We start from the raw sequence: 21432 nt of genomic DNA on the forward strand, positions 1-21432 counted from the left end.
AGCCGCGCGCATCCTCGACCATCTCGGCCTCGGCGGCCGCCGCCTCGCAGGCGCGCGCGAACGTGCTCTCGTCCGCCACACCGGAAAGGTCCAGGCCAAGGCCGGCACCCGGGCGGCACTCGACGGGCTCAAGCTCGCCGAAGGGCCGAAGGACGTCGCCCGCATCGCCAAGATCGCCGAGAAGAACGGCGGCAAGACGCGGGCGATCCTCAAGCTCGGCGGCCGTGCCGCCATCGCCCTGACGGCGGGCGCCATGTCGCTGTTCAGCTGGTCGTTCAGCGCGCTCCTGTCGCTGATCTGGGTGCTGGCGCTGGTGAAGAGCCTGACCGAGCGCACCACGCGGCGCTGCCTCGCCTTCGGCAAGCGCCGACGCGCCCGCCGCGCCGCGCGCGCGGCCGCCGCCGCTGCTAGTGTGCCGATGATTCCCGCCACGGCCTCCCAACCGGCCTGAACACGCTCCTTCAACCTGCTGTACCTTCAATGCTCTCCTTCAAGAACGGACCTGTCGAGCTCGCCTATCTGGACAAGGGCGAGGGCGAACCCATCATGCTCGTCCACGGCTTCGCCTCCAGCAAGGAGGCCAACTGGGTGGATCCGCGCTGGGTCCACACCCTCACCCATGCCGGGCGGCGCGTGATCGCGCTCGACAACCGCGGTCACGGCGCCTCGACCAAGCTCTACGATCCGGCCGCCTATCACAGCGCCGCCATGGCGGACGACGTGCGGGCACTGCTCGACCATCTCGGCCTCGGCCGGGCCGACGTGATGGGCTACTCGATGGGGGCGCGGGTGACGGCGTTCCTGGCGCTCGCCCATCCCGAGCGGGTGCGCTCGGTGATCCTGGGCGGCCTCGGCTATCACCTGATCGACGGCGTCGGCCTGCCGGACGCGGTCGCCGAGGCCATGGAGGCGCCGTCGCTCGCCGACGTGACGGACCCGCAGGGCCGCACCTTCCGGGCCTTCGCGGACCGGACGAAGTCCGACCTCCGGGCGCTCGCGGCCTGCATCCGCGGCTCGCGCCAGACGCTGACCGAGACCGAGGTGAGCCGCATCGAGCCGCCCGTGCTGATCGCCATCGGCACCAAGGACGACGTCGCCGGCCCGCCGCAAAAGCTCGCCGAGGTGATTCCGGGATCCGTGCTGGTCGACATCCCGGACCGCGACCACATGCTGGCGGTCGGCGACCGCGTCTACAAGGCGGCCGTGCTGGAGTTCCTGAAAGACCGGCCGTGAGGGCGGACCCCCGAAACGACGACGGCCGGGCGTTTGCCCGGCCGTGACGATGCCTTCGGTCCGTCGCGCGCGACGGTTCAGCGGGTCTGCTTCTGGATCGGCTCGGAGATGGTCGCCAGCAGGACGAAGCTCGCGAAGGAGGCGATCGCCATGAACAGGAAGACCTGATCCCAGCCCAGCGTGTCGAGGATGATGCCGGCGGCGAGCGGGGCGCAGGCGCCGCCGAGCTGGCCGCCGGTGTTCACGGTCGCGCCGGCGATCGGGAACATCGTCTTGGTGGTCAGGCCCATCGGGTAGACCATGTAGGCCGAGAAGCCGAGATTGAGCAGCACGCCGGTGGCCAGCAGCAGCACGCCGTAGGCGAGCGGATCGGCCGGCGAGTTGATCAGCGCATACATCATGCCGGCGGTGGCGATGGCGGACAGCATCATCATCGGCTTGCGGCGCTTGTCGAGCAGCCGGTCCGAGATCAGGCCGCCGACCAGGTTGCCGATCACGGCGCCGACCCACGGGGCGGCCGCGACGAAGCCCATGTTCATGATCGAGTAGTGCTTCACCGACATCAGATAGGTCGGGATCCAGGCGAGCAGCACGTTGACGATGCCGATCTGGAAGAAGTAGCCGAGCGTGCAGCCCCACACGTCCCAGGAGCGGAACAGGCTGCGATTGGTGTCGAGCGGCGTCACCTCGCGGGCCCGCACCAGGGTGTCGAGCAGGCCGAGCGAGCGCGGCTGCGACGCCGCGGGGGCCGGCTCGCCGGCGGTCGCCTGGACCGGCTTGGACTCGGTGATCAGCGCCAGCTCGCCCTCGGAGACGTGGCGGCTCTGGGCGGGATGGTCCGAGACGAAGAGCCACCAGACGGCCGACAGCAGCACGCCCGGCACGGCGAACACCAGGAACACCTCGCGCCAGCCGTACAGCGCCGCGATGGTGGCGCAGATCGGCGGCACGATCACCGGGCCGAACTTCACGGACGCGAGGAAGATGCCGGTCGCCGTGCCCTTCTCGTTGGGCGGGAACCAGTTGTTGATGGTCGAGGTGATGCCGATCGGCAGCGGCCCCTCGGCGAGGCCCAGGGCGAAGCGGTAGATCTTGAGCGGCAGCACGGAGCCGACCGTTCCCATCAGGCCGGTGACGACCGAGGTCGCGATCATCGACACCGAGAACAGTCGCCGCACGCCGAATTTCGAGTAGATGAAGCCGGACGGGAGCTGGGCGATGGCGTAGGCGAGCAGGAACAGGCTCGCCAGCGCCCCGGCCTCGGTGTTGGACATCGGGAACTCCTTCCGCAGGAACGGAAGGACGACGCCGATATTGGCGCGGTCGGCGGCCGCGATCGTGTAGATCGAGAAGAACAGGAGCGCGACGAACCAGCGGAACCTGGTGGGGCGGGCCTGCTCGGCCGGCTTCGCCTCGCTGCCCGAGGCGGGCGCGGCGGCGTCATTGGCGATCGTCATGTCATCCTCATTCGTCCGTTGACGGGGCAATCCGGAAGGCGGTCGAGCGGGGGTGTGGTGAGGGAGGGCGGGGGCGGCGGCTCAGGGAGCGAGGCCGCCATTGTGCAGCACGGCGGTGAGCCAGACCTGCTCGTGCCGGCCGGTCAGGATCTCGTCCCGGATGGCGTTCTCCTGGTCGAGCTTGCGGGTGGCGTCCTCGATCAGCCGGTCGATGTCCGAATGCGGGAACACGACGAGGCCGTCCTCGTCGCCGACCAGCACGTCGCCGGGGCAGACCACCTGGCCGCCGATCGCGACCGGAACGTTGAGCCGGCCGGGGCCCGACTTGTAGGGGCCGCGATGCTGGATGCCGCGGGCGTAGCAGGGGAAGTCGCCGGTCTCGAAGCAGGCGACGTCGCGGATCGCGCCGTCGACCACGAAGCCGGTGCAGCCGTGCTGCTCGGCATACAGCTTGATCAGCTCGCCCACGATGGCGTTCTCGAGCGCGCCGCCGGCGTCGATCACCAGCACGTGGCCGGGCCGCAGCAGGCTGAGCGCCTGGTAGACGTAGAGATTGTCGCCCGGCCGGGTCTTCACCGTTAAGGCGGTGCCGATCAGCTTGCGCTTGCGATTGTAGCGGGTGAGCCCGACCACGCCGGCGAGGCGATCGAGATTGTCGGAGAGCAGCGGCGTGACGAGGCCCTCCAGGGCCTCGACATGGCGGCGCTCCAGCACGGGCGGGACGACGGGAGAGGTGCGGGTGTCCATGGCTTGCTCCTTCGTGGCGGCAAGGTGGCAAATTGCCCGCGACCAAAAAAGCGATTAATTGGACTGCATGCCGATCGCTTTTCGGCATGATCGGTCCGAGGGGTCGCGCGCCGTGGTGACGCTGAAGCAGTTCGAGGCGCTGTCCTGGATCGTGCAGCTCGGCACGTTCCATCGCGCCGCCCTGAAGCTCAACACGACGCAGTCGGCGATCTCCAAGCGCATCCACGAGCTCGAGAGCGCAGTCGGCATCGCCGTGCTGGACCGCACGCAGCGCCATGTCCGCCTGACCGAGGCGGGCGCCCGGGTGCTGGCGCTCGGCGAGGAGATGCTGGCCCTCAAGGACCAGGTGATGGCGCTGCGCTCCGGCCCGGTGCCGGTGCGCCGGCTGCGCATCGGCGTCACCGAGCTGACCGCGCTGACCTGGTTGCCGCGACTGGTGGCCAGCCTGCGCGAGACCCATCCGACGCTGGTGCTGGAGCCGGACGTCGACATGAGCCGCTCGCTCTACATGCGGCTGAACGACGACGAGATCGACCTGATCATCATCCCCGAGGCGTTCAAGGATCCGAAGATCACGGCGTTGCAGCTCGCCGACGTCGAGAACGTCTGGATGGCGAGCCCGGCGCTGGTCCGCCGCCGCAAGGCGATGTCGCTTCGCGAGCTGGCGCAGTTCACCATCCTGACCCAGGGCGGACGTTCCGGCTCCGGCGTGTTCTTCCAGAAGTGGTTCCAGACCGAGGGCATCGCGTTCGAGCGCGTGCTGTCGAGCGACAGCCTGGTCGCGCTGGTCGGCCTGACCGTCGCCGGCATGGGGATCAGCTACCTGCCCAAGTTGTGCTTCATGCCGCTGGTCCACGAGGGCAAGCTGCGCGTGGTGCCGACCCGCCCGGCGCTGCCGGTCGTCCCCTATGTCGCCATGTACCGCAACGACCGGCCGACCGACCTGCCGGCCGCGGTCGCCCGCGTCGCCGCACGGGTGTGCGACTTCTCCGCCCACTACCAGGGCGAGGGGCTGGCCCGGCGCTGAGGCCTTCGCTGGTGCGGTCGGCCACCGGGTCCGCCGTCGCCGCCGCTATGGCCGACCGGGCCGCGGGGCAGTAGGATGGCGCGCCTTCGGGCAGGAGCCGACATGCCACACTCTCACGGCACCACCGCGGTGCTCGATCGCGTCGACCCGGTGTGGGATCGCATCCGCGTCGAGGCGGAGGCGATGGCGCGGCGCGAACCGGAGCTCGCCTCGTTCTCCTATGCCTGCGTGCTGCATCACGGCAGCCTCGAGCAGGCGGTGGTGCACCGCGTCGCGTCGCGGCTCGACCATCCGGATTTCGGCAGCGAGCTCATTCGCGGCGCGTATCTGGACGCGCTCGCCGCCGAGCCCGGGCTGGGCGAGGCGTTCCGGGCCGACATCGTCGCCGTGGTCGACCGCGATCCGGCGACCAGCCGGTTCCTCGAGCCGCTGCTCTACTACAAGGGTTTTCACGCCATCCAGGCGCACCGGCTGGCGCACTGGCTGTGGAGCCGGGGCAAGCGCGACTTCGCCCTCTACCTGCAGAGCCGGGCGTCGGCGGCCTTCTCGACCGACATCCACCCGGCGGCGCGCATCGGCCGCGGCGTCTTTCTCGACCACGCGACCGGCCTGGTGGTCGGCGAGACCGCCGTGGTCGAGGACGACGTCTCCATCCTGCACAACGTGACGCTCGGCGGCACCGGCAACGAGACCGGCGACCGCCACCCGAAGATCCGGCACGGCGTGATGATCGGGGCGGGGGCCAAGATCCTCGGCAACATCGAGATCGGCCACTGCGCCCGGATCGCGGCCGGCTCGGTGGTGCTCCGTGCGGTGCCGCACAACACCACGGTGGCGGGCGTGCCGGCCCGGATCGTCGGCGACGCCGGCTGCGCCGAGCCCTCGCACGCCATGGACCAGATGCTGCGCGATCTCGGCCTGTAAAGCGGAATCGATTGTTTCCTCAGGCGGATCCCGGTTGCGCCGGGGGCGCCTTGCGCGACCGCGCATTCGCCCGCTATGGACTGGACCTCGTTTTCTCCGGCGCGCCGCTCCTGGCCGCCGCCGAGCCCCCACTGCGGAGAGGAGCACGACCGTGGACGCGCTGGAAATTCGGAAACTCGAAGGCTATCTCCGCCGGCTGTTCGGCAATGCCCGCCTGCGGGTGGTGCCGCGGCCCAAGAAGGACGATTCGGCCGAGATCTACATCGGCGAGGAGTTCATCGGCGTCCTGTTCGTCGACGACGAGGACGACGAGCGCTCCTACAACTTCCAGATGGCCATCCTGGGCAGCGACTTGGAATAGGCGACGTCGTCCTGCCTCCGTCGCTCCGAGGTCCTCGCCCTGGGCGAGCGCCTCGGGATGACGGTCGAACGCCTCGGACGCCCGCTCACCCCGCCTTGGGTGGGCGGACCATGGCGAGGAGGCGGTCGAAGCCCGCGGCGACGGCGCGCCAGTCGCTGAGCCAGTCGCGCGGAAAGCGCATCGTCACCACGGCGCCGCCGACGATCTTTTCCGACAGGCAGGTCGCCGGCGGCCGGGTCGGGGCGGGGCGCTCGCAGCGCGCCAGGAACTTCTCCGGGGCGTTCTCCTCCCAGGCCAGATCCTCGCCCTGATAGGGCGTGCCGTCGCGGAACTCGACGAGCGCGAGGCCGGCCGGCGACGGGCTCAGGGTCTCGCGGGCGTAGCGCAGCCAGATCACCCGCAGCCGCTCGGCCGGCTCCAGCGCGCCCGCGGCCGGGGCGATCGTCACATAGACGCGGTCGCCGGGCGGCGGCGCCGAGGCGCCGGGCTCGGGCTGCCGCGGCGGCACCAGCTCGGGCCAGGCATAGACGGCGTCGACGCGCTCCTGCGGCCCGGGCCGGCGCTGCACCGCCTGGCGGATGGCGCCGGGCGCCACCGTGAAGGTCTCGCCGGCGACCACGATCGGCACATGCGGAGCGTCCGGGGCGGCGACGGCCGGGGTGGCGGGCCAGCGCGACCACAGCGACCACAGGCCGGCCCCCGCCGCGACGGCGCCGAGCAGCACGAAGCCGGCGAGCGCCCATGCAGCCCGGCGGCTGCCGCGGCGGCGTGGCGCCGCCGCTGCGGCTCTCGCGATCCCGTCCTGGCGCATGCTTCGGTCCCGAATCAGGCGCGGAGTATGCCACGGCGTCCGCCCGGCCGGACGGCAGCGCGGTAGGCGCCCGCGACGGGTCCGACCCGACCGCCGCCGTTAACCCTTCTTTAACGATATCGTGGCGGGCGGCCGCGATATGCGGCACATGTGGTCGGTCGAAGCGTGCGGAGCCGTGCCATGTCGCCCGAGTCCATCCAGTCGTTCCTGGCCCTCGCCATCGGGTTTTCCTTCGCGGGCCTGATCGCCACCGGCTACCAGATGTGGGCGCAGCGGCCCGCCTCGTTCCGGTTGCTGGAGCAGGGCGCCTCCGCCTCGAGCTTCGCGGCGGTGCCGTTCCTGGTGTTCGCGGCCCCCTTCATCATCATGCGCAACACGGTGCGGGGCCGCGTCATCGAGCGGCGGCGCTTCGAGTTCGTGATGATCGCCACCGTGATCGCCGGGCTGTGGAGCCTGATGTCGGGCACCATCGTGGTGCTGACCGTGCAGATCGTCACCGAGGGCCTCGGCCGACTGGTCGGCTGAGCCGTCATCGGCGGGACGGGCCGGCTCGGGCGCTTCACAGCGACGGCGTCTCCGGGTTAGGGGTGGACCGGACGGTCCCCCAGCCGGAGAGTCGACCCCATGACGATCTACGCCCTCGACGATCTCGTCCCGGATCTGCCGCCGGCCGGCCGCTTCTGGGTCGCCGACTCGGCCGTGCTGATCGGCCGCGTGCGCCTGCTCGACGAGGCGAGCGTGTGGTTCGGCGCGGTGCTGCGCGGCGACAACGAGTGGATCGAGATCGGGGTGCGCTCGCAGGTGCAGGACAACGCGACCCTGCACACCGACATGGGCTTTCCGCTGACCATCGGAGCCGACTGCGTGATCGGCCACAACGTCGTCATGCACGGCTGCACGGTCGCCTCGAACTGCCTGATCGGCATGGGCGCCATCGTGATGAACGGAGCGACGATCGCCGAAGGCTCGATCGTCGGCGCCGGCGCCGTGATCCCCGAGGGCAAGGCCTATCCGCCGAATTCGCTGATCGTCGGGGCGCCCGGCAAGGTGATCCGCACGCTCGACGACACCGCGGTGGCGCGGATCCGGGCGGGCGCCGACGGCTACGTGCAGCGCTCCAAGCAGTACGCGGCCGGGCTGAAGCGGATCGGCTGATTCCGGCCCACCGCTCGGGTGGGCCGTCCGTCGTTCGCGCGCTTGGACGCGTCAGCCGCCGAAGGACGGCGTCGCCGGCGGCGTGACGAAGTCGGCGAGGCCGAGGCCGGGGCCGAGCAGGCGGCGGCCGCGCACCAGCGTGGCGCGGGCGGCGCGGGCGTCGAGCGCGGTGCGCATCAGGGCCGGCAGCTCGCGCGGCTGGCGCATCACCTGCTTGACCATCGCGAGAATGTCGGTCGTGCCGTTCGGCCGCATGGCGGCGAGCGCCGCCTTGGGCAGCGCACGCGCGGCCGGATCCGTGATCACGCGGATCGCGGCGACCGGCAGGCCGTGCGCCGCGCCGATCTCGGCGACGATGTGCGACTCCATGTCGACCGCCAGCGCCCCGGTGCGTTCATGCAGCGTCCGCTTGGCGTCCGTATGGGCGACCGGCTTGGGCACGCCGACGATGGTGCCGCAGATGGCGTCCGGAATCGTGCCGGCGAGCTTGCGCGACCAGTCCGGGTCGGTGGGGAAGCGCGTCACGCCCGACATGATCTCCGAGGCGACCACGCAGGTGCCGGGACCGAGCAGAGGGTCGAGACCGCCCGCCACGCCGAAGCTGATCAGGCCGCCGCAATCCTCGTCGATCGCCCGCGTCAGCGACGCGGCCAAATTGCGGCCGTCGCCGCTGCAGATCACACGCATCCCCGCGTCCGCGACGATTTTCGCCTCGAACGCCAGTCCCACGACGACGATCAAGAACCACCCCCCACAACGACTTCGCCGAACCGTCGGCGCCGACGTCCCCACGACTCTCAGCTGCCCAAATTGCAGTCCCGGGGCGGCTTTGTACAGGATCGCGGCAGTGGTGTCGAAGCACGCGGCAAGTCGGCACGGTGTCGCAGTTCTGGCGGGAGGCGCTCAAAACAGAAACGAATTCAAAGGGCAGAAGAGTACCGTGCGGCCCCCACGACAGCGGCGAAACCGGCGCGCAAAAATGCAACAGTGTTGAAGATTCACGACACAATCGGTTGCGGCAGCAACCCTGAGTGACGCAGCCGTGGCGAGGTCTCGGCTCAGCGCAATCCCGCGTTGATGGCGTCGAGCGCGGCGGCGCCGGGGCACAGATCCGATTCGCCGAGCGCGTTGAGCGGCGTCTCCACCGTATCGAGGTGGCGGTGCAGGTCCTCGGGCTCGCGATCGACATAGAGGAGGCCGGTGACGATGTGCCCTTGCGCCGAATGGGTCTGCAGGTAGCTCATCGCGGCGAGCCGGTCGGTGACGTCGTAGTCGGCGGCGAGCTTCTCCAGCGCGATGGTCGAGCCGTCGTGCTGCTCGACCAGCTCGACTGTGCCGGGCGCGTAGCTCACCTCGATGGGGGCGCGCGGGGTGACGAAGTCGAGCCGGTTCACGGCCTCGTTGTGGGCCCGCACATGGTCGAAGCTCTTGGTCGAGCCGGCGTGGTTGTTGAAGGCGACGCAGGGCGAGACGACGTCGATGAAGGCGGCGCCCTCGTGCTGGATCGCCGCCTCGATCAGCGGCACGAGCTGCTCCTTGTCGCCCGAGAAGGAGCGCGCCACGAAGGTGGCGCCGAGCTGCAGGGCGATGCCGACCAGGTCGATCGGCGCGTCGCGGTTGACGGTGCCGCGCTTCGACTTGGAGCCGCGGTCGGCGGTCGCCGAGAACTGGCCCTTGGTGAGGCCGTACACGCCGTTGTTCTCGACGATGTAGACCATGCGGACGCCGCGCCGGATGGCGTGGGCGAACTGCCCGAAGCCGATCGAGGCGGAGTCGCCGTCTCCCGAGACGCCGAGATAGATCAGCTCGCGATTGGCGAGGTTCGCGCCGGTGAGGACGGACGGCATGCGCCCGTGCACCGAGTTGAAGCCGTGCGACTGGCCGAGGAAATAGGTCGGCGTCTTCGACGAGCAGCCGATGCCCGAGAGCTTCGCCAGGCGATGCGGTGCGATGGCGAGCTCGAAGCAGGCCTCGATGATGGCGGCCGAGATCGAGTCGTGGCCGCAGCCGGCGCACAGCGTCGAGATCGATCCTTCGTAATCGCGATGCGTGTAGCCGAGCGCGTTCTTGGGCAGCGCGGGGTGGTGGAACTTCGGCTTGGCCAGGTACGTCATCGTCGTGACCTCGTCGGTGCGGGGTTCGTCAGATCGGTTCTCGGTCGTTCCGGGGCGCGCCGAAGGCGCGAACCCGGAATCCAGCGGCGAACTCGGACGGTGCGGCTGGATTCCGGGTCCGGCGCGCTGCGCCGTCCCGGAATGACGGCCGTGAGTTGGCTCGGATCGAGCTCGATCTCATCGCGGGCCGCGTCAGCGCGACCGCGCCAGCGTCTTGCGCAGCGTGTCCCCCTTGGGCGTGCGGGCGTCGGCGATGCGCCAGCCGTCCTTGCCCTTGGCGAGCTCGAAATCGAGATGCAGCGGTTGGCCCATGTTCTTCAGCTCCACGGCCACGGTCGCCTTGTCGCCCGTCACGGCGGCCGGTGCGACCTTTACGTCGGACAGCTCGAAGTCCTGTCCCTGGATGAAGAAGTCGGCATCGATCAGCTCGGCCTTCTCGTAGCCCTGGACGATGGCGGGCACGAAGAAGCGCCGCAGCGTCTTCTTGTCCTGCGGCAGGCCCATCAGGTCGGTCTTGCCGGTGCCGTAGAACGCATAGAGCTTGGTGACCGCCTCCTCGGGCGTGGCGAACTGCGCCCGCGCCGGCGCAGCGGCCAGAAGGGCGAGGGTCAGAGTGGCGGCGGTCGTGGTAGAAGTCAGAATGCGCTTGAACATGTTCACAGGATTTGCAGTTGCCGGGCTATGCTCGGGCGCTTCTGGCCCGAGCCCTGGGAGGACACAATGGTGAAAGCGTTGGAACAGGCCGTGGCCGCGCTGTCGCGGCTGCCGGAGGCCGAGCAGGAACGGATCGCCGGCGAGCTGCTGTCCCATCTCGAGAAGGTCACGTCGCTGCGCGCCGACATCGAGGCCGGATTGCGCTCGCTCGACGCCGGCGAGGGGCGGGAGCTGGACATCGACGCGGTCATCGCGCGGGCCCGGTCGCGGAATGGCCAGTGGTAGGCCGAAGCTCCTCTGGTCTCCCGAGGCGGAGCGGGACCTCGGTGACGTCTACGATCATGTCGCGGCCGCCGGTTCCCCGAAGGCGGCGACGCATGTGCTCATATCGATTGATCAGGCCTGTCGACGGCTCATCGACTATCCCCACAAGGGTCCATCCCGAGAAGAACTCGCGCCCGACCTGCGCTCGATCGTGGTTCATCCCTACGTGATCTTCTACCGCCCGACAGACATCGCGATCGAGATCGTTCGCGTACTTCATGGGCGGCGCGACATCGACGCGATCTTTGGCGAGCCCTGATCGCATCACGCCCCCACCTTGCGCAGCGGCGTGACCTTGCGGGCGTCGAGGTGCTCGCCGATGGCGTCGGCGATGAAACGGGCCGTGATCGGGGTGCCGTCGTAGTGCAGCAGCGGCACCAGGCGGGCCGGGTCGAGGCCGCATTCGGAGATCATCAGGGTGCGGAGCTGCGCGTCCCGGTTCTGCTCGACGACGAACACCCGGTCGTGCTCCATCACGAAGTCGACGACGTCCTGGTGGAACGGGAAGGCGCGCACGCGCAGCCGGTCGAGCCGAAGGCCCCGCGCCTCCAGCAGCGAGATCGCTTCGTCCATGGGCGGCGAGGTCGAGCCGTAATAGATCACGCCGTGGCGGGTCGGCTGGTCGGCGTTCTTGCGGACCGGCCGCGGCACCAGCGTCTTGGCGGTCTCGAACTTCTCGAGGAGCCGCTCCATGTTGTCGACATAGGGGCCGCCCTCCTCGGTGTAGCGGGCGTAGCGGTCCCGCGACGTGCCGCGGGTGAAATAGGCGCCCTTGGTCGGATGCGTGCCCGGATAGGTGCGGTACGGAATGCCGTCGCCGTCGACGTCGAGATAGCGGCCGAAGTCACGGCCCTCGTCCAGCTCCTCCGCCGTCATCACCTTGCCGCGGTCGTAGGTTCGGGCGTCGTCCCAGGCGAAGGGGCGGCACAGATGGCGGTTCATGCCGATGTCGAGGTCGAGCATGACGAAGATCGGCGTCTGCAGCCGGTCGGCCAGATCGAAGGCGTCGGCGCCGAAGTCGAAGGCCTCGGCCGGATCGGCCGGCAGCAGCAGCACGTGCTTGGTGTCGCCGTGCGAGGCGTAGGCGCAGGACAGGAGATCCGACTGTTGCGTGCGGGTCGGCATGCCGGTCGACGGGCCGCCGCGCTGCACGTCGAACAGCACGGCCGGGATTTCGGCGAAATAGGCGAGGCCGATGAACTCCTGCATCAGCGAGATGCCGGGGCCCGACGTCGCCGTGAAGGCGCGGGCGCCGTTCCACGCGGCGCCGATCACGATGCCGATCGAGGCGAGCTCGTCCTCGGCCTGGATGATGGCGTACTTCTTCTTGCCGGTCTCGGGGTCGATGCGCAGCTTGCCGCAGTAGCGCGTGAAAGCGTCGGCGAGCGACGAGGACGGCGTCAGCGGATACCAGGCGCATACGGTGGCGCCGCCGTAGACGGCGCCGAGCGCCGCCGCCGCATTGCCGTCGATGAAGATGCGGTCGCCGACCGCGTCGACGCTCTTGAGCCGGACGCCGAGCGGGCAGGGGATGTTCTCCAGGGCCCATTCGCGGCCGAGCTTCACGGCGCCGATGTTCGGTGCGATCAGCTTCTCCTTGCCCTTGAACTGCTCGGAGATCAGCGCCTCGATGGCGGCCGGATCCATGTCGAGCAGCGCCGAGAGCGCGCCGAGATAGACCATGTTCTTGAACAGCTGTCGCAGCCGCGGCTCGGGCCAGCGGGCGTTGCACATCGCGGTGAGCGGCACGCCGACCACCGTGATGTCGCTGCGCAGCCGCGACGGCGGCAACGGCTTGGTCGAGTCGTAGACCAGGTAGCCGCCGGGCTCGATCGACGCGACGTCCTTGTCGAAGGTCTGCGGGTTCATGGCGACCATCAGGTCGCAGCCGCCGCGCGCGCCCAGCCAGCCGGCCTGCGAGACGCGCACCTCGTACCAGGTCGGCAGGCCCTGGATGTTGGACGGGAAGATGTTGCGGGCCGCGACCGGCACGCCCATCCGCAGCACGGCGCGGGCGAACAGCTCGTTGGCGCTCGCCGAGCCGGAGCCGTTCACGTTGGCGAAGCGGACGACGAAGTTGTTTATGCTGCTGATCGGCGTGGCTGCTGGCATGGATGTCCTGCTGGCTGTCCCGCGTGGGTCGTGTCGATCAAGTACTTGCGCATGTCCCAGGCGCCGGTCGGGCAGCGCTCGGCGCACAGGCCGCAGTGGAGGCAGACGTCCTCGTCCTTCACCATCACGCGCGTCGTCTTCAGCGCCTCGGAGACGTAGAGGTCCTGCTCGGGGTTCGGCGCCGGCGCCCGCAGCCGTGTGCGCAGATCGTCCTCGTCGCCGTTCGCCGTGAAGGTGATGCAGTCCATCGGGCAGATGTCGGCGCAGGCGTCGCACTCGATGCACAAGGGCCCGGTGAATACCGTCTGCACGTCGCAGTTCAAGCAGCGGTCGGCCTCTTTCAGCGCCAGCTCGAGGTCGTAGCCGAGCTCGACCTCCGCCTTGATGTCGGCGAGCGCCACCACCTTGTCACGGTGCGGCACGCGAAAGCGGCGGTCCTGTGAGATGGCGTTGTCGTAGCTCCACTCGTGGATGCCCATCTTCTGGCTGATCACGGTGACGGCCGGCAGCGGCCGCTCGGCGACGTCCTCGCCGGACAGGAGCTTGTCGATCGAGACCGCGGCCTCGTGGCCGTGCGCCACCGCCCAGATGATGTTCTTAGGCCCGAACGCCGCGTCGCCGCCGAAGAACACCTTCGGGTGGGTCGAGGCGAAGGTCCTCGGGTCGACCACCGGCATGCCGTGGTCGTCGAAGGCGATGCCGATGTCGCGCTCGATCCACGGAAACGCGTTCTCCTGGCCGACCGCGACCAGAACGTCGTCACAGGGGAAGTGCTGGTCGGGCTCGCCGGTCGGCACCAGCTTGCGGCGCCCCTTGGCGTCGAATTCGGGCGCCACCTTCTCGAACACCACGCCGGTGAGCCGGCCGTTCTCGTGGGTGAACTCCTTGGGCACGAGGAAATTGAAGATCGGGATGCCCTCGTGCATCGCGTCCTCCTTCTCCCAGGGGGACGCCTTCATCTCCTCGTAGCCGGAGCGCACCACGACCTTCACGTCCTCGCCGCCGAGCCGGCGCGACGAGCGGCAGCAGTCCATCGCGGTGTTGCCGCCGCCCAGCACGATGACGCGCTTGCCGATCCGGTCGACGTGGCCGAACGAGACGTTGGCCAGCCACTCGATGCCGATATGGACATGCGCCGCGGCCTCGCGGCGGCCCGGGATGTCGAGGTCGCGACCGCGCGGCGCGCCGCAGCCGACGAAGACGGCGTCGTAGTCCTGCGCGAGCAGCGCCTTCAGGCTGTCGATCGCGGTGTTGCCGGCGAAGGTGGCGCCGAGGCCGAGGACATAGCCGCATTCCTCGTCGATCACCTCCTCGGGCAGGCGGAAGCGCGGGATCTGCGTGCGCACCATGCCGCCCGGCTTCTGCTCGCGGTCGAAGATCGTGCAGTCGTAGCCGAGCGGGGCGAGGTCGCGCGCCACCGTGAGCGAGGCCGGGCCGCCACCGACCAGCGCGATGCGCTTGCCGTTCGGCGTCGCCGCGCGCCGTGGGAGCCGGGCGGAAATGTCGTCCTTGAAGTCGGCGGCGACGCGCTTGAGCCGGCAGATCGCCACCGGGGCGGCTTCGACGCGGCCGCGCCGGCAGGCCGGCTCGCAGGGCCGGTCGCAGGTGCGCCCCAGGATTCCGGGAAACACGTTGGACCGCCAGTTGATCATGTAGGCGTCGCTGTAGCGGCCCGCGGCGATCAGCCGGATGTATTCGGGGACGGGGGTGTGGGCCGGGCAGGCCCACTGGCAGTCGACCACCTTGTGGAAATAGTCCGGATCGGTGATGTCGGTCGGGTGCATGGGGGGTCCCGTCGGGGGCATGCGGGCAGCGGTGTAGCGATCATGACGGCGAGTCCCGACCAAACGCCAGCCCCTTGCGGTCAAATTTTAGTCAGAAGGTCCGCCGGTCTTGATCTTGATGCCACGAACGAAAATTGCGCGGAGCCGAGTCGCACCCGCAAAACTGCACAACCATTGATCAGCGTTCCATCACGCGACGCGAGGGGAGCCGCAGCAGCAGGGCGGCCGGGAGCGGAGCGGCCAGGGCGGGCTCCCGGGCCGTGGCTCCGGGCGATGGGCCGCCCGGATCGCGTGCCCCGGGCGTAACAGCTCCGGGGACTGGAAGGGACCATGGGCATTCACACCGACGACTTCGGCGCGGCGCTCGCGCATTACCGTGCCGGACGGCTCGACCGGGCCGAGCAGGCCTGCCGGGCGCTGCTGGCCCGCCGTCCGGCCAAGCGCGACGCGCTGAACCTGCTGGCCGTCCTGTGCTGCCGCACCGGGCGGCTGGAGGAGGGCGCCGACCTCGCCCGCCGAGTTCTCGCCGCCGTGCCGGACGACATGCAGGCGCTCGAGCTGCTCGGCGACGCGCTCGACGCGTTGAAGGATTTTCCCGGGGCGGCCGAGGCGTTCCGGCGTGCGAGCGTGCTGAAGCCGGGCTGCCGGCGCTTCCATGCGAAGGCAGGGGCGGCGCTCTATCACGCCGGTCGTTGCGAGGAGGCGGTCGAGGCCTACCGGGCCGTGATCGCCACCGGCGAGGCGACCGCCAACGACCTGATCGATTTCGGCCTGACCCTCACCAAGCTGTCGCGGACCGAGTCGGCCGTCGAGGCGTTTCAAGCGGCGCTGAAGCTGGCGCCGCGCGACGGACGGGCCTGGCTGTTTCTCGCCGACCAGCTCGCCGTGATGGGCCGCACCGAGGAGGCGATCTCGGCCTATGACGTGGTGCTGGCGCTGCGGCCCGCCGACGCCCATGCCCATTACGACCGCGCCCGGCTGCTGCACACCGCCGGCCGGCACGCGGCGGCGCTCGGCGGTGTCGATCGCGCCCTGCTGCTCGATCCGGTCTCCGACCGGGCGCACGGGCTGCGCAGCGCCGTGCTGTGGCAGCTCGGCCGCTTCGAGGAGGCGGCCGAGGCGGCGCGCAGCGCGCTGGCCATCGCGCCCGACAACGCCAATGCGCTCACCAATCTCGGCAATGCGCTGAAGGATCTCGGCCGGCTCGACGAGGCGCTGGAGACGCAGCGGCGCGCGCTCGCCCTCTGCGTGGCGAGCGGCCAGTCCATGATCACGCTGGTCAATCTCGGCCTCGCCCACCAGGCACGCGGCGACGACGCGGCCGCGGTCGCGGCGCTCGCGAAGGCCGTGGCGCTGGCCCCCGATCAGCACTGGCCGCAGTTCAACCTCGCGCTGGCGCGGCTGCGCAGCGGCGACCTCGATGCCGGCTGGCTCGGCTACGGTTGGCGCTCGTCGCCGTCCGGTCTCGCGCACCGCATCGAAACGCTCGGCCTGCCGCTGTGGGACGGCCGCAGGGTCGACGGCCGCGTGATGCTGGTGGCGGAGCAGGGCGTCGGCGACGAGATCATGTTCGCCGGCTTCGTCCCCAAACTCGTCGGCGCCGGCGTCGACGTGGTGCTGGAATGCGACCATCGGCTCGCGCCGCTGTTCGCCCGGTCGTTTCCGGGGATCGAGGTGATCGCCCGGGAGGGAGCGCCGGCGGCGCCGGCCGGCGTCGTCGCGGTCTGCCCGCTCGGCGACCTGCCCGGCCTGTTGCGGCCCGACCGGACCGTGGGTCCGTGGCTGTCCCCATCTTATTTGGCGGCCGACGTGGCCCGGCGTGCGGCGCTGCGCCGCCGCTACGGCGAGGAGCGGCCGCTGGTCGGCCTCGCCTGGCGCACCGGCAATGTCCGCTCCGGCCGCCAGCGCACCATCGCGCTCGACCGGCTGTGGCCGCTGATCGACCTGCCGGTCCGGCTGGTGAACCTGCAATACGGCGACCCCGATGCGATCGAGCGCGAGGCGGCGGCCGCCGGCGTCGAGCTTCTGGTCGACCGCGAGATCGACCAGTTCGCCGACATCGACGGCTTCGCGGCCCAGGTCGCCGCCATGGACGCGGTGGTGACGATCGACAACTCCACGGCCCATCTGGCCGCGGCGCTCGGCCGCCCGACCGTCGTGCTGCTGCCGGTCGACGCCGACTGGCGCTGGTTCAGCGGCCGCTCCGACAGTCCCTGGTATCCGGACGTCCGCCTCGTCCGCCAGCCGCGACCCGGCGACTGGGATCCGGCGATCGCCCAGGCGATCGCGATGCTGCAATCGATGGTCGGCGATGCTGTCCTCGCCGACGCCACGGAGCGTGTTCCCGATGCTGTCCACTGATCGCGAGACGCCGACCGCCAAGCAGGTGCGGTTGCTCGACGCCTATGCCGCCATGGCGCGCGACGGCTACGCCACGGCCGACGGCCGTCGGGTCGAGGCCGCCTATGACGACATGGAGATCCGGGCGTTCAAATGGCCCGTGAAGGCGCTGATCGAGCGCCACGGCATTCGCACGCTGCTCGACTACGGCAGCGGCGGCAGCGACTACGAGGCGCCGACGTTCCACGAGGGGCGGTCGGCCCGGGACTTCTTCGGTCTCGCCGCGGTGCATCGCTACGAGCCGGCGCGCGGCATCGACGAGCGGCAGCCCTGCGACGCCGTCGTCTGCTTCGACGTTCTGGAGCACGTGTTCCTGGCCGACGTGCCGCGCACCGTGCGGGACCTGTTCGCCTCCGCCCGTACCCTGCTGATGGTCAACGTCGCCTGCTATCCGGCCCGCGCGCTGCTGCCGAACGGCGAGAACGCCCATGTCACGGTGCGGCCGCCGCAGTGGTGGAAGGGCCTGTTCGACACGATCGCCTGCGAGCATCCCGACGTCACGGTGCAGCTCTGGTGCAGCACGGCGTGGCGCAACGTCCATTCCTGGCCGCCGGTCGCGGCCCGCGACTGGCTCTCCCGCGACGGCTTCACGATCGCGCTTTAGGGCCCGCCCGGGAATTGTCGCTTCATCCCGAGCGACCCGGTGTCGGCCCGAGCCACACGACCACGTCCGACCTCATGGTGAGGTGGGAGCGGAGCGAGCCTCGAACCATGTGGCCGCGGCGGCGGCCGCCCCCGCCCTTCGAGACGCGTCTTCGGCGCTCCTCGGGGTGAGGGCGGAAGCACGCGTCGACTCGATGATGTCTGCGCGAACCCTTAGGCGCCGAGCTCGGACCGGGGATCGGCCGGATCCGGTGGCGCTCCGTCTCGCGACGGTCGCCCCACCGGATCGTTGCTGGATCGGTAGACCCGAGGCAGGCCCGGTCAGCACATCCGCCGCCAGGTCCAGCGCGTCTTGCTGAGCCACACCTTTTTCAGGCAGGGCATGTCGTCGACCTCGTCGAAGGTCGGGTAGGAGCCGTTCCAGTAGGCCCAGGGGTAGCCGTATCCCCAGCCCCACGGATAGACGCCGACAGCGACGCCGCCCCAGCCCCACGGGCGCGGACCCCAGGGGCCAGGTCCGGGACGCCAACCCGGTCCGGGACGCCAACCCGGGCCGGGCCGCCAGCCCGGTCCCGGACGAAAGCCGGGGCCCGGACGAAAGCCGGGGCCGGGCCCGACATGGCCGCCGCCCATTCGCATGCCGGGACCGCCGCCATGGCGCTGTGCCAGGCTCGGCGTCGCCGCGAGCGACAGGCCGACGAGCGCGGCGGCCGCCGTGGCCAGCACGGATTTTCCGATCATTGCAAGTCTCCCGAATGTGCGCCGGTCGGGGGAGGACCGGCGGGTCGCGGCCGCGCAGACGAATGCCGCGGTCGGCGGTCTGCTCGCGCGATCGTTGGTCAGCTTGATCCGCGAATGGGCCGACAGCGGGGCCTCGTCGTGTCACGACGCGTCCGGACCGTTTCTACCCGTGACCGGTTTCCGAACCGCTCGCTGGCCGGCCGGCTTCGCGGCGCATAGATAAGGCGGGGTTAGCGGCCCGCGGGCCCGACCGTCCGGTTCCGGCCGAAGGCGGCCGGGCCGAAACGGCCTTACAGGAGCGCCATGTCCGATCTGTTCGAGAGCTTCTTCGCCGAGAGCCCGGTCGACCCGAACGAGGCCGCCAGGCGGAGCATGCGGCCGCTGCGGCGGCGCTTCTACGAGACCGCGAGCCTGCGGGAGACGGCCGAGGGCGTCGCGGTCGAGCTCGACGGCAAGCCGGTGCGGACGCCGGCGCGCCGCCTGCTCGCCTTTCCGAACGCCGCCATCGCGGAGCGCGCCGCCGCCGAATGGCGCGACCAGGTCGAGGTGATCGATCCGGCCAGGATGCCGCTCACCCGGCTCGCCAACGCGATCATCGACGCGGTCGCCGACAGGCCGGACGAGGTGGCAGGCGAGATCGCGCGCTATCTCGGCTCCGACCTCCTGGTCTACCGGGCCGAGGGACCGGAGCGGCTGGTGGAGCGGCAGGGCAGGGCCTGGGACCCGGTGCTGGCCTGGGCGCGCGACAGCCACGGGGCCCGCTTCGTGCTGGTCGAGGGGGTGGTGTTCACGACCCAGCCGGAGCGTGCCGTCGCGGCGATGCGGGCGCTGCTGCCGGACGATCCGTGGCGGCTCGGCGCCCTGCACGTCGTCACGGCGCTGACCGGCTCGGCGCTGCTCGCGCTGGCGCTCGCCGAAGGCGCGATCGTAGCCGACGAGACGTGGTCGGCCGCCCATGTCGACGAGGACTGGAACATGGATCTTTGGGGCCACGACGAGCAGGCCCTCGCACGCCGTGCGTTCCGCCGCACCGAGTTCGACGCCGCGGCGGCCATTCTGGCGCTGGTGCCGGACCCCTGAGTCGCGGCGCGGCGCACCGTCGCCGCGCGTCACGGCGCCCGGAGCCGGTGCGCCACTAGCCGCGCGGGGTTACGGCGAGCCCCGACACACTCTCGCGCGACGTATCGTAGCCGCGAAAGAGTACGTATTGGTGTCAATCGTCACTGCGGCATTCGACCGCGTAAGTATGTTCAACACTAGATAGTCCTTCTCGCCGATCCATCCAGTCTGTACCCGATTGTTTTACAGGCTGGTTTTTTCGGTGATGTGTATTTCGGTCGATTATCTTCGATAGCCTGGTCGCACCTATTTCCGAAAGCGGCCGGACGTCGGGACGATTTCTGGAGCCTGTCGTCTCCGGAAACGGTGAACTCGCGCACGATTATCCACTGTGGACCTGGTTGTGCCGGGTGATGAGACGTCGTGACTTTTTCACGACTGCGACGTGAGCGGGACGTCTGCTGCGTTCCCGCGGCAATCCAACGGAGGGTATTTCGATGGCTGATCCGAAACGGAGCCTGTCCGGCCTGAGCGAGGCGGAGGCGTTGGAGTTCCACGCCCAGTTCAAGACCACCTTCTCGGCCTTCGTCGTGATCTGCGTCCTCGCCCACGTCCTCGTGTGGGCCTGGAAGCCCTGGTACTGAGCGAGAAGGAAGCTGACTCATGGCCAACCCGCAAGACGACTACAAGATCTGGATGGTTCTCAATCCGTCGACCTGGCTGCCGGTGATCTGGATCGCCGCGCTGGTCGTGGCGCTCGCCATCCACGCCTTCGTGCTGAAGAACCCGCGCTACAACTACCTCGACATCAAGACCGCGTCCGAAGCGCCGATCGTGAAGAAGTAAGTCACCGGCGCGGACCGCACGGTCCGGGCCGTGGCGTCTCGCCCGCGCAGGGCCTTGCGTCGCGCGTCACCGGACCGACGACCGCCGATCTCGCCGAGGGATCGTTCACGCAGGCCATGCCTGTCGCGAACGGTCCCTCGTGCGTTTGGGAGACGTGACGCGGGTCGAGGCGGTCCGGCGCCCCCGAGAGGTTAACGTTCGGTTTACGTCCGGCTGCTAGGATCGATGCTGGAGCAGCCTCAACCGGACGCGACCCGTGGATCTCGTCGTCTCGCCCATCGCGGTGTCCCTGAACACCCAGTCCGGTGGCAATCAGCCGTCGTTCACGCCCGGCCAGGTGGTGGACGCGCTGGTGATGCGGCTGATCGACCAGACCCATGTGCAGCTCGCGGTCGGCAACTCGCTGATCGACGTGCAGACCGCGGTGCCGCTGCTGCAGGGTGCCCATGTCCAGCTCGCCGTGCGGGCGACGCCGGACGGGCTGCGCCTCGTGCTGCTGCATCCCGACGAGACCGGCGCCACCGCGACCGGTCCGGCCGCGACCGCCGCGGCGCGCCCCGCCCACGACGTGTCGGTCCGCACCGGCGTCGACACCGCGCCGCCGGCTGCGACGTCCGCGACCTCGGCTCAGGCGGCGCTCGCCCAGGCCGTGCGGGCCGCCGCCGCTCAGCAGGACGGGCTGGCGCCGCTGCTCGCCAATCTCGCCGCCGCCATGAAGCTCGGCGGCATTCCAGATGCGGTGCGCACCGCGGCGGCCCAGCTCCTCTCCTTCCGCGTGCCCACCGACGAGCCGATCGAGCCCGAGGACGTCGCCCGCGCGCTGTCGCGTTCGGGTCTCTTCCTCGAGGCCGGGCTCGCCACCGGCACCGTCCCGGCGTCGCCGGCCGGCGACATGAAAGCCGCCCTGGTGGCGCTCAAGGCGGCGCTCGCCGCGATGGCGCGTCCGGGCGACGGGCAGGACGGCAAGCTGCAGGGCTTCGTCGAGGCCTCGCTGTCGGGCGCCACCCAGGCCGGCGCCGCCCGGCTGGAGGCAGCCGGCGCGCAGGCGTTGTATCGGGCGCTCGCCCAGGCCGTGACGGC

The 21432-nt window shown here is 70.3% G+C and carries 22 protein-coding genes and 2 pseudogenes; 15 read left to right on the forward strand and 9 right to left on the reverse strand.

Translation table 11 applies throughout. The annotated features are described in order from the left end of the window. A pseudogene (locus tag CH341_RS14810) lies at positions 1–451 on the forward strand (hypothetical protein); the annotation flags it as partial. A gap of 29 nt (positions 452–480) precedes the next feature. Beyond that, positions 481–1233, forward strand: a complete 753-nt coding sequence (locus CH341_RS14815) for an alpha/beta fold hydrolase (protein ID WP_111419783.1) — start codon at positions 481–483, stop codon at positions 1231–1233. A gap of 77 nt (positions 1234–1310) precedes the next feature. On the opposite strand, the gene CH341_RS14820 is transcribed toward CH341_RS14815, so the two are convergent. Beyond that, the gene (locus CH341_RS14820; RefSeq protein WP_111419784.1) at positions 1311–2690 is read right to left on the reverse strand and encodes an MFS transporter; all 1380 of its coding nucleotides are present in this window, start codon (positions 2688–2690) and stop codon (positions 1311–1313) included. Positions 2691–2771: 81 nt separating this feature from the next. Further along, positions 2772–3437, reverse strand: a complete 666-nt coding sequence (locus CH341_RS14825; protein ID WP_111419785.1) for an RraA family protein — start codon at positions 3435–3437, stop codon at positions 2772–2774. Between the two features lie 67 nt (positions 3438–3504). On the opposite strand from CH341_RS14825, the gene CH341_RS14830 reads away from it, so the two are divergent. The 3 genes from CH341_RS14830 to CH341_RS14840 all read left to right on the forward strand — a co-directional run bounded on the left by CH341_RS14830 (position 3505) and on the right by CH341_RS14840 (position 5749). Then, positions 3505–4464: a LysR family transcriptional regulator gene (locus tag CH341_RS14830; protein WP_245431067.1), complete on the forward strand. Its 960-nt coding sequence runs from the start codon at positions 3505–3507 to the stop codon at positions 4462–4464. A 102-nt stretch (positions 4465–4566) separates the two neighbouring features. Then, positions 4567–5388, forward strand: coding sequence for a serine O-acetyltransferase (cysE, locus tag CH341_RS14835; RefSeq protein ID WP_111419786.1), 822 nt, complete (start codon positions 4567–4569; stop codon positions 5386–5388). A gap of 151 nt (positions 5389–5539) precedes the next feature. Continuing rightward, complete coding sequence (locus CH341_RS14840; RefSeq protein WP_111419787.1) at positions 5540–5749, forward strand: DUF3126 family protein; 210 nt, start codon at positions 5540–5542, stop codon at positions 5747–5749. Between the two features lie 85 nt (positions 5750–5834). On the opposite strand, the gene CH341_RS14845 is transcribed toward CH341_RS14840, so the two are convergent. Next, positions 5835–6560, reverse strand: a complete 726-nt coding sequence (locus CH341_RS14845; protein WP_111419788.1) for a flagellar basal body-associated FliL family protein — start codon at positions 6558–6560, stop codon at positions 5835–5837. Positions 6561–6740: 180 nt separating this feature from the next. Between CH341_RS14845 and CH341_RS14850 the strand changes: the two genes are divergently transcribed. Beyond that, positions 6741–7085, forward strand: coding sequence for a DUF6949 family protein (locus CH341_RS14850; RefSeq protein WP_111419789.1), 345 nt, complete (start codon positions 6741–6743; stop codon positions 7083–7085). Positions 7086–7184: 99 nt separating this feature from the next. Then, positions 7185–7715: a gamma carbonic anhydrase family protein gene (locus tag CH341_RS14855; RefSeq protein WP_111419790.1), complete on the forward strand. Its 531-nt coding sequence runs from the start codon at positions 7185–7187 to the stop codon at positions 7713–7715. Between the two features lie 51 nt (positions 7716–7766). Here the strand turns inward: CH341_RS14855 and CH341_RS14860 are convergent, their stop codons facing one another. The 3 genes from CH341_RS14860 to CH341_RS14870 form a co-directional block, all read right to left on the reverse strand. Continuing rightward, positions 7767–8507 carry a phosphorylase gene (locus CH341_RS14860; protein ID WP_281022861.1) on the reverse strand — a complete coding sequence of 247 codons (741 nt, stop codon included), beginning with the start codon at positions 8505–8507 and terminating at the stop codon, positions 7767–7769. Positions 8508–8773: 266 nt separating this feature from the next. Then, positions 8774–9829 (reverse strand): 2-oxoacid:ferredoxin oxidoreductase subunit beta, encoded by a 1056-nt coding sequence (locus CH341_RS14865; RefSeq protein ID WP_111419791.1) that lies wholly within the window; start codon positions 9827–9829, stop codon positions 8774–8776. 192 nt (positions 9830–10021) lie between these two features. Beyond that, complete coding sequence (locus CH341_RS14870; RefSeq protein ID WP_170149633.1) at positions 10022–10483, reverse strand: DUF3828 domain-containing protein; 462 nt, start codon at positions 10481–10483, stop codon at positions 10022–10024. Positions 10484–10573: 90 nt separating this feature from the next. On the opposite strand from CH341_RS14870, the gene CH341_RS14875 reads away from it, so the two are divergent. Next, the gene (locus CH341_RS14875) at positions 10574–10768 is read left to right on the forward strand and encodes a hypothetical protein (protein WP_245431069.1); all 195 of its coding nucleotides are present in this window, start codon (positions 10574–10576) and stop codon (positions 10766–10768) included. Continuing rightward, positions 10755–11066: a type II toxin-antitoxin system RelE/ParE family toxin gene (locus tag CH341_RS14880; RefSeq protein WP_111419793.1), complete on the forward strand. Its 312-nt coding sequence runs from the start codon at positions 10755–10757 to the stop codon at positions 11064–11066. The genes CH341_RS14875 and CH341_RS14880 overlap by 14 nt, the downstream gene beginning before the upstream one ends. A 5-nt stretch (positions 11067–11071) precedes the next feature. Here the strand turns inward: CH341_RS14880 and CH341_RS14885 are convergent, their stop codons facing one another. Beyond that, positions 11072–12919 carry a 2-oxoacid:acceptor oxidoreductase subunit alpha gene (locus CH341_RS14885; protein ID WP_111419794.1) on the reverse strand — a complete coding sequence of 616 codons (1848 nt, stop codon included), beginning with the start codon at positions 12917–12919 and terminating at the stop codon, positions 11072–11074. Next, the gene (locus tag CH341_RS14890; protein WP_111419795.1) at positions 12889–14703 is read right to left on the reverse strand and encodes an FAD-dependent oxidoreductase; all 1815 of its coding nucleotides are present in this window, start codon (positions 14701–14703) and stop codon (positions 12889–12891) included. Before CH341_RS14890 ends, CH341_RS14885 begins: the two co-directional genes overlap by 31 nt. A gap of 330 nt (positions 14704–15033) precedes the next feature. On the opposite strand from CH341_RS14890, the gene CH341_RS14895 reads away from it, so the two are divergent. Both CH341_RS14895 and CH341_RS14900 read left to right on the forward strand, forming a co-directional pair. Continuing rightward, positions 15034–17064 carry a tetratricopeptide repeat protein gene (locus tag CH341_RS14895; protein WP_111419796.1) on the forward strand — a complete coding sequence of 677 codons (2031 nt, stop codon included), beginning with the start codon at positions 15034–15036 and terminating at the stop codon, positions 17062–17064. Beyond that, positions 17051–17707 (forward strand): hypothetical protein, encoded by a 657-nt coding sequence (locus CH341_RS14900; RefSeq protein WP_146604482.1) that lies wholly within the window; start codon positions 17051–17053, stop codon positions 17705–17707. Before CH341_RS14895 ends, CH341_RS14900 begins: the two co-directional genes overlap by 14 nt. A 320-nt stretch (positions 17708–18027) precedes the next feature. Here the strand turns inward: CH341_RS14900 and CH341_RS14905 are convergent, their stop codons facing one another. Continuing rightward, entirely contained in the window at positions 18028–18447 is a 420-nt protein-coding gene (locus CH341_RS14905) for a hypothetical protein (RefSeq protein WP_111419798.1), read from the reverse strand. A 303-nt stretch (positions 18448–18750) separates the two neighbouring features. On the opposite strand from CH341_RS14905, the gene CH341_RS14910 reads away from it, so the two are divergent. The 4 genes and pseudogenes from CH341_RS14910 to CH341_RS14925 all read left to right on the forward strand — a co-directional run. Next, positions 18751–19527, forward strand: coding sequence for an ATP12 family chaperone protein (locus CH341_RS14910; protein ID WP_111419799.1), 777 nt, complete (start codon positions 18751–18753; stop codon positions 19525–19527). Between the two features lie 476 nt (positions 19528–20003). Continuing rightward, the gene (gene pufB, locus CH341_RS14915; RefSeq protein ID WP_111419800.1) at positions 20004–20150 is read left to right on the forward strand and encodes a light-harvesting antenna LH1, beta subunit; all 147 of its coding nucleotides are present in this window, start codon (positions 20004–20006) and stop codon (positions 20148–20150) included. A 19-nt stretch (positions 20151–20169) separates the two neighbouring features. After that, the gene (pufA, locus tag CH341_RS14920; RefSeq protein WP_111419801.1) at positions 20170–20352 is read left to right on the forward strand and encodes a light-harvesting antenna LH1, alpha subunit; all 183 of its coding nucleotides are present in this window, start codon (positions 20170–20172) and stop codon (positions 20350–20352) included. 256 nt (positions 20353–20608) lie between these two features. Then, positions 20609–21432 (forward strand): annotated as a pseudogene (locus tag CH341_RS14925) (hypothetical protein); the annotation flags it as partial.

Source organism: Rhodoplanes roseus, from assembly GCF_003258865.1.
Lineage (GTDB): Bacteria > Pseudomonadota > Alphaproteobacteria > Rhizobiales > Xanthobacteraceae > Rhodoplanes > Rhodoplanes roseus.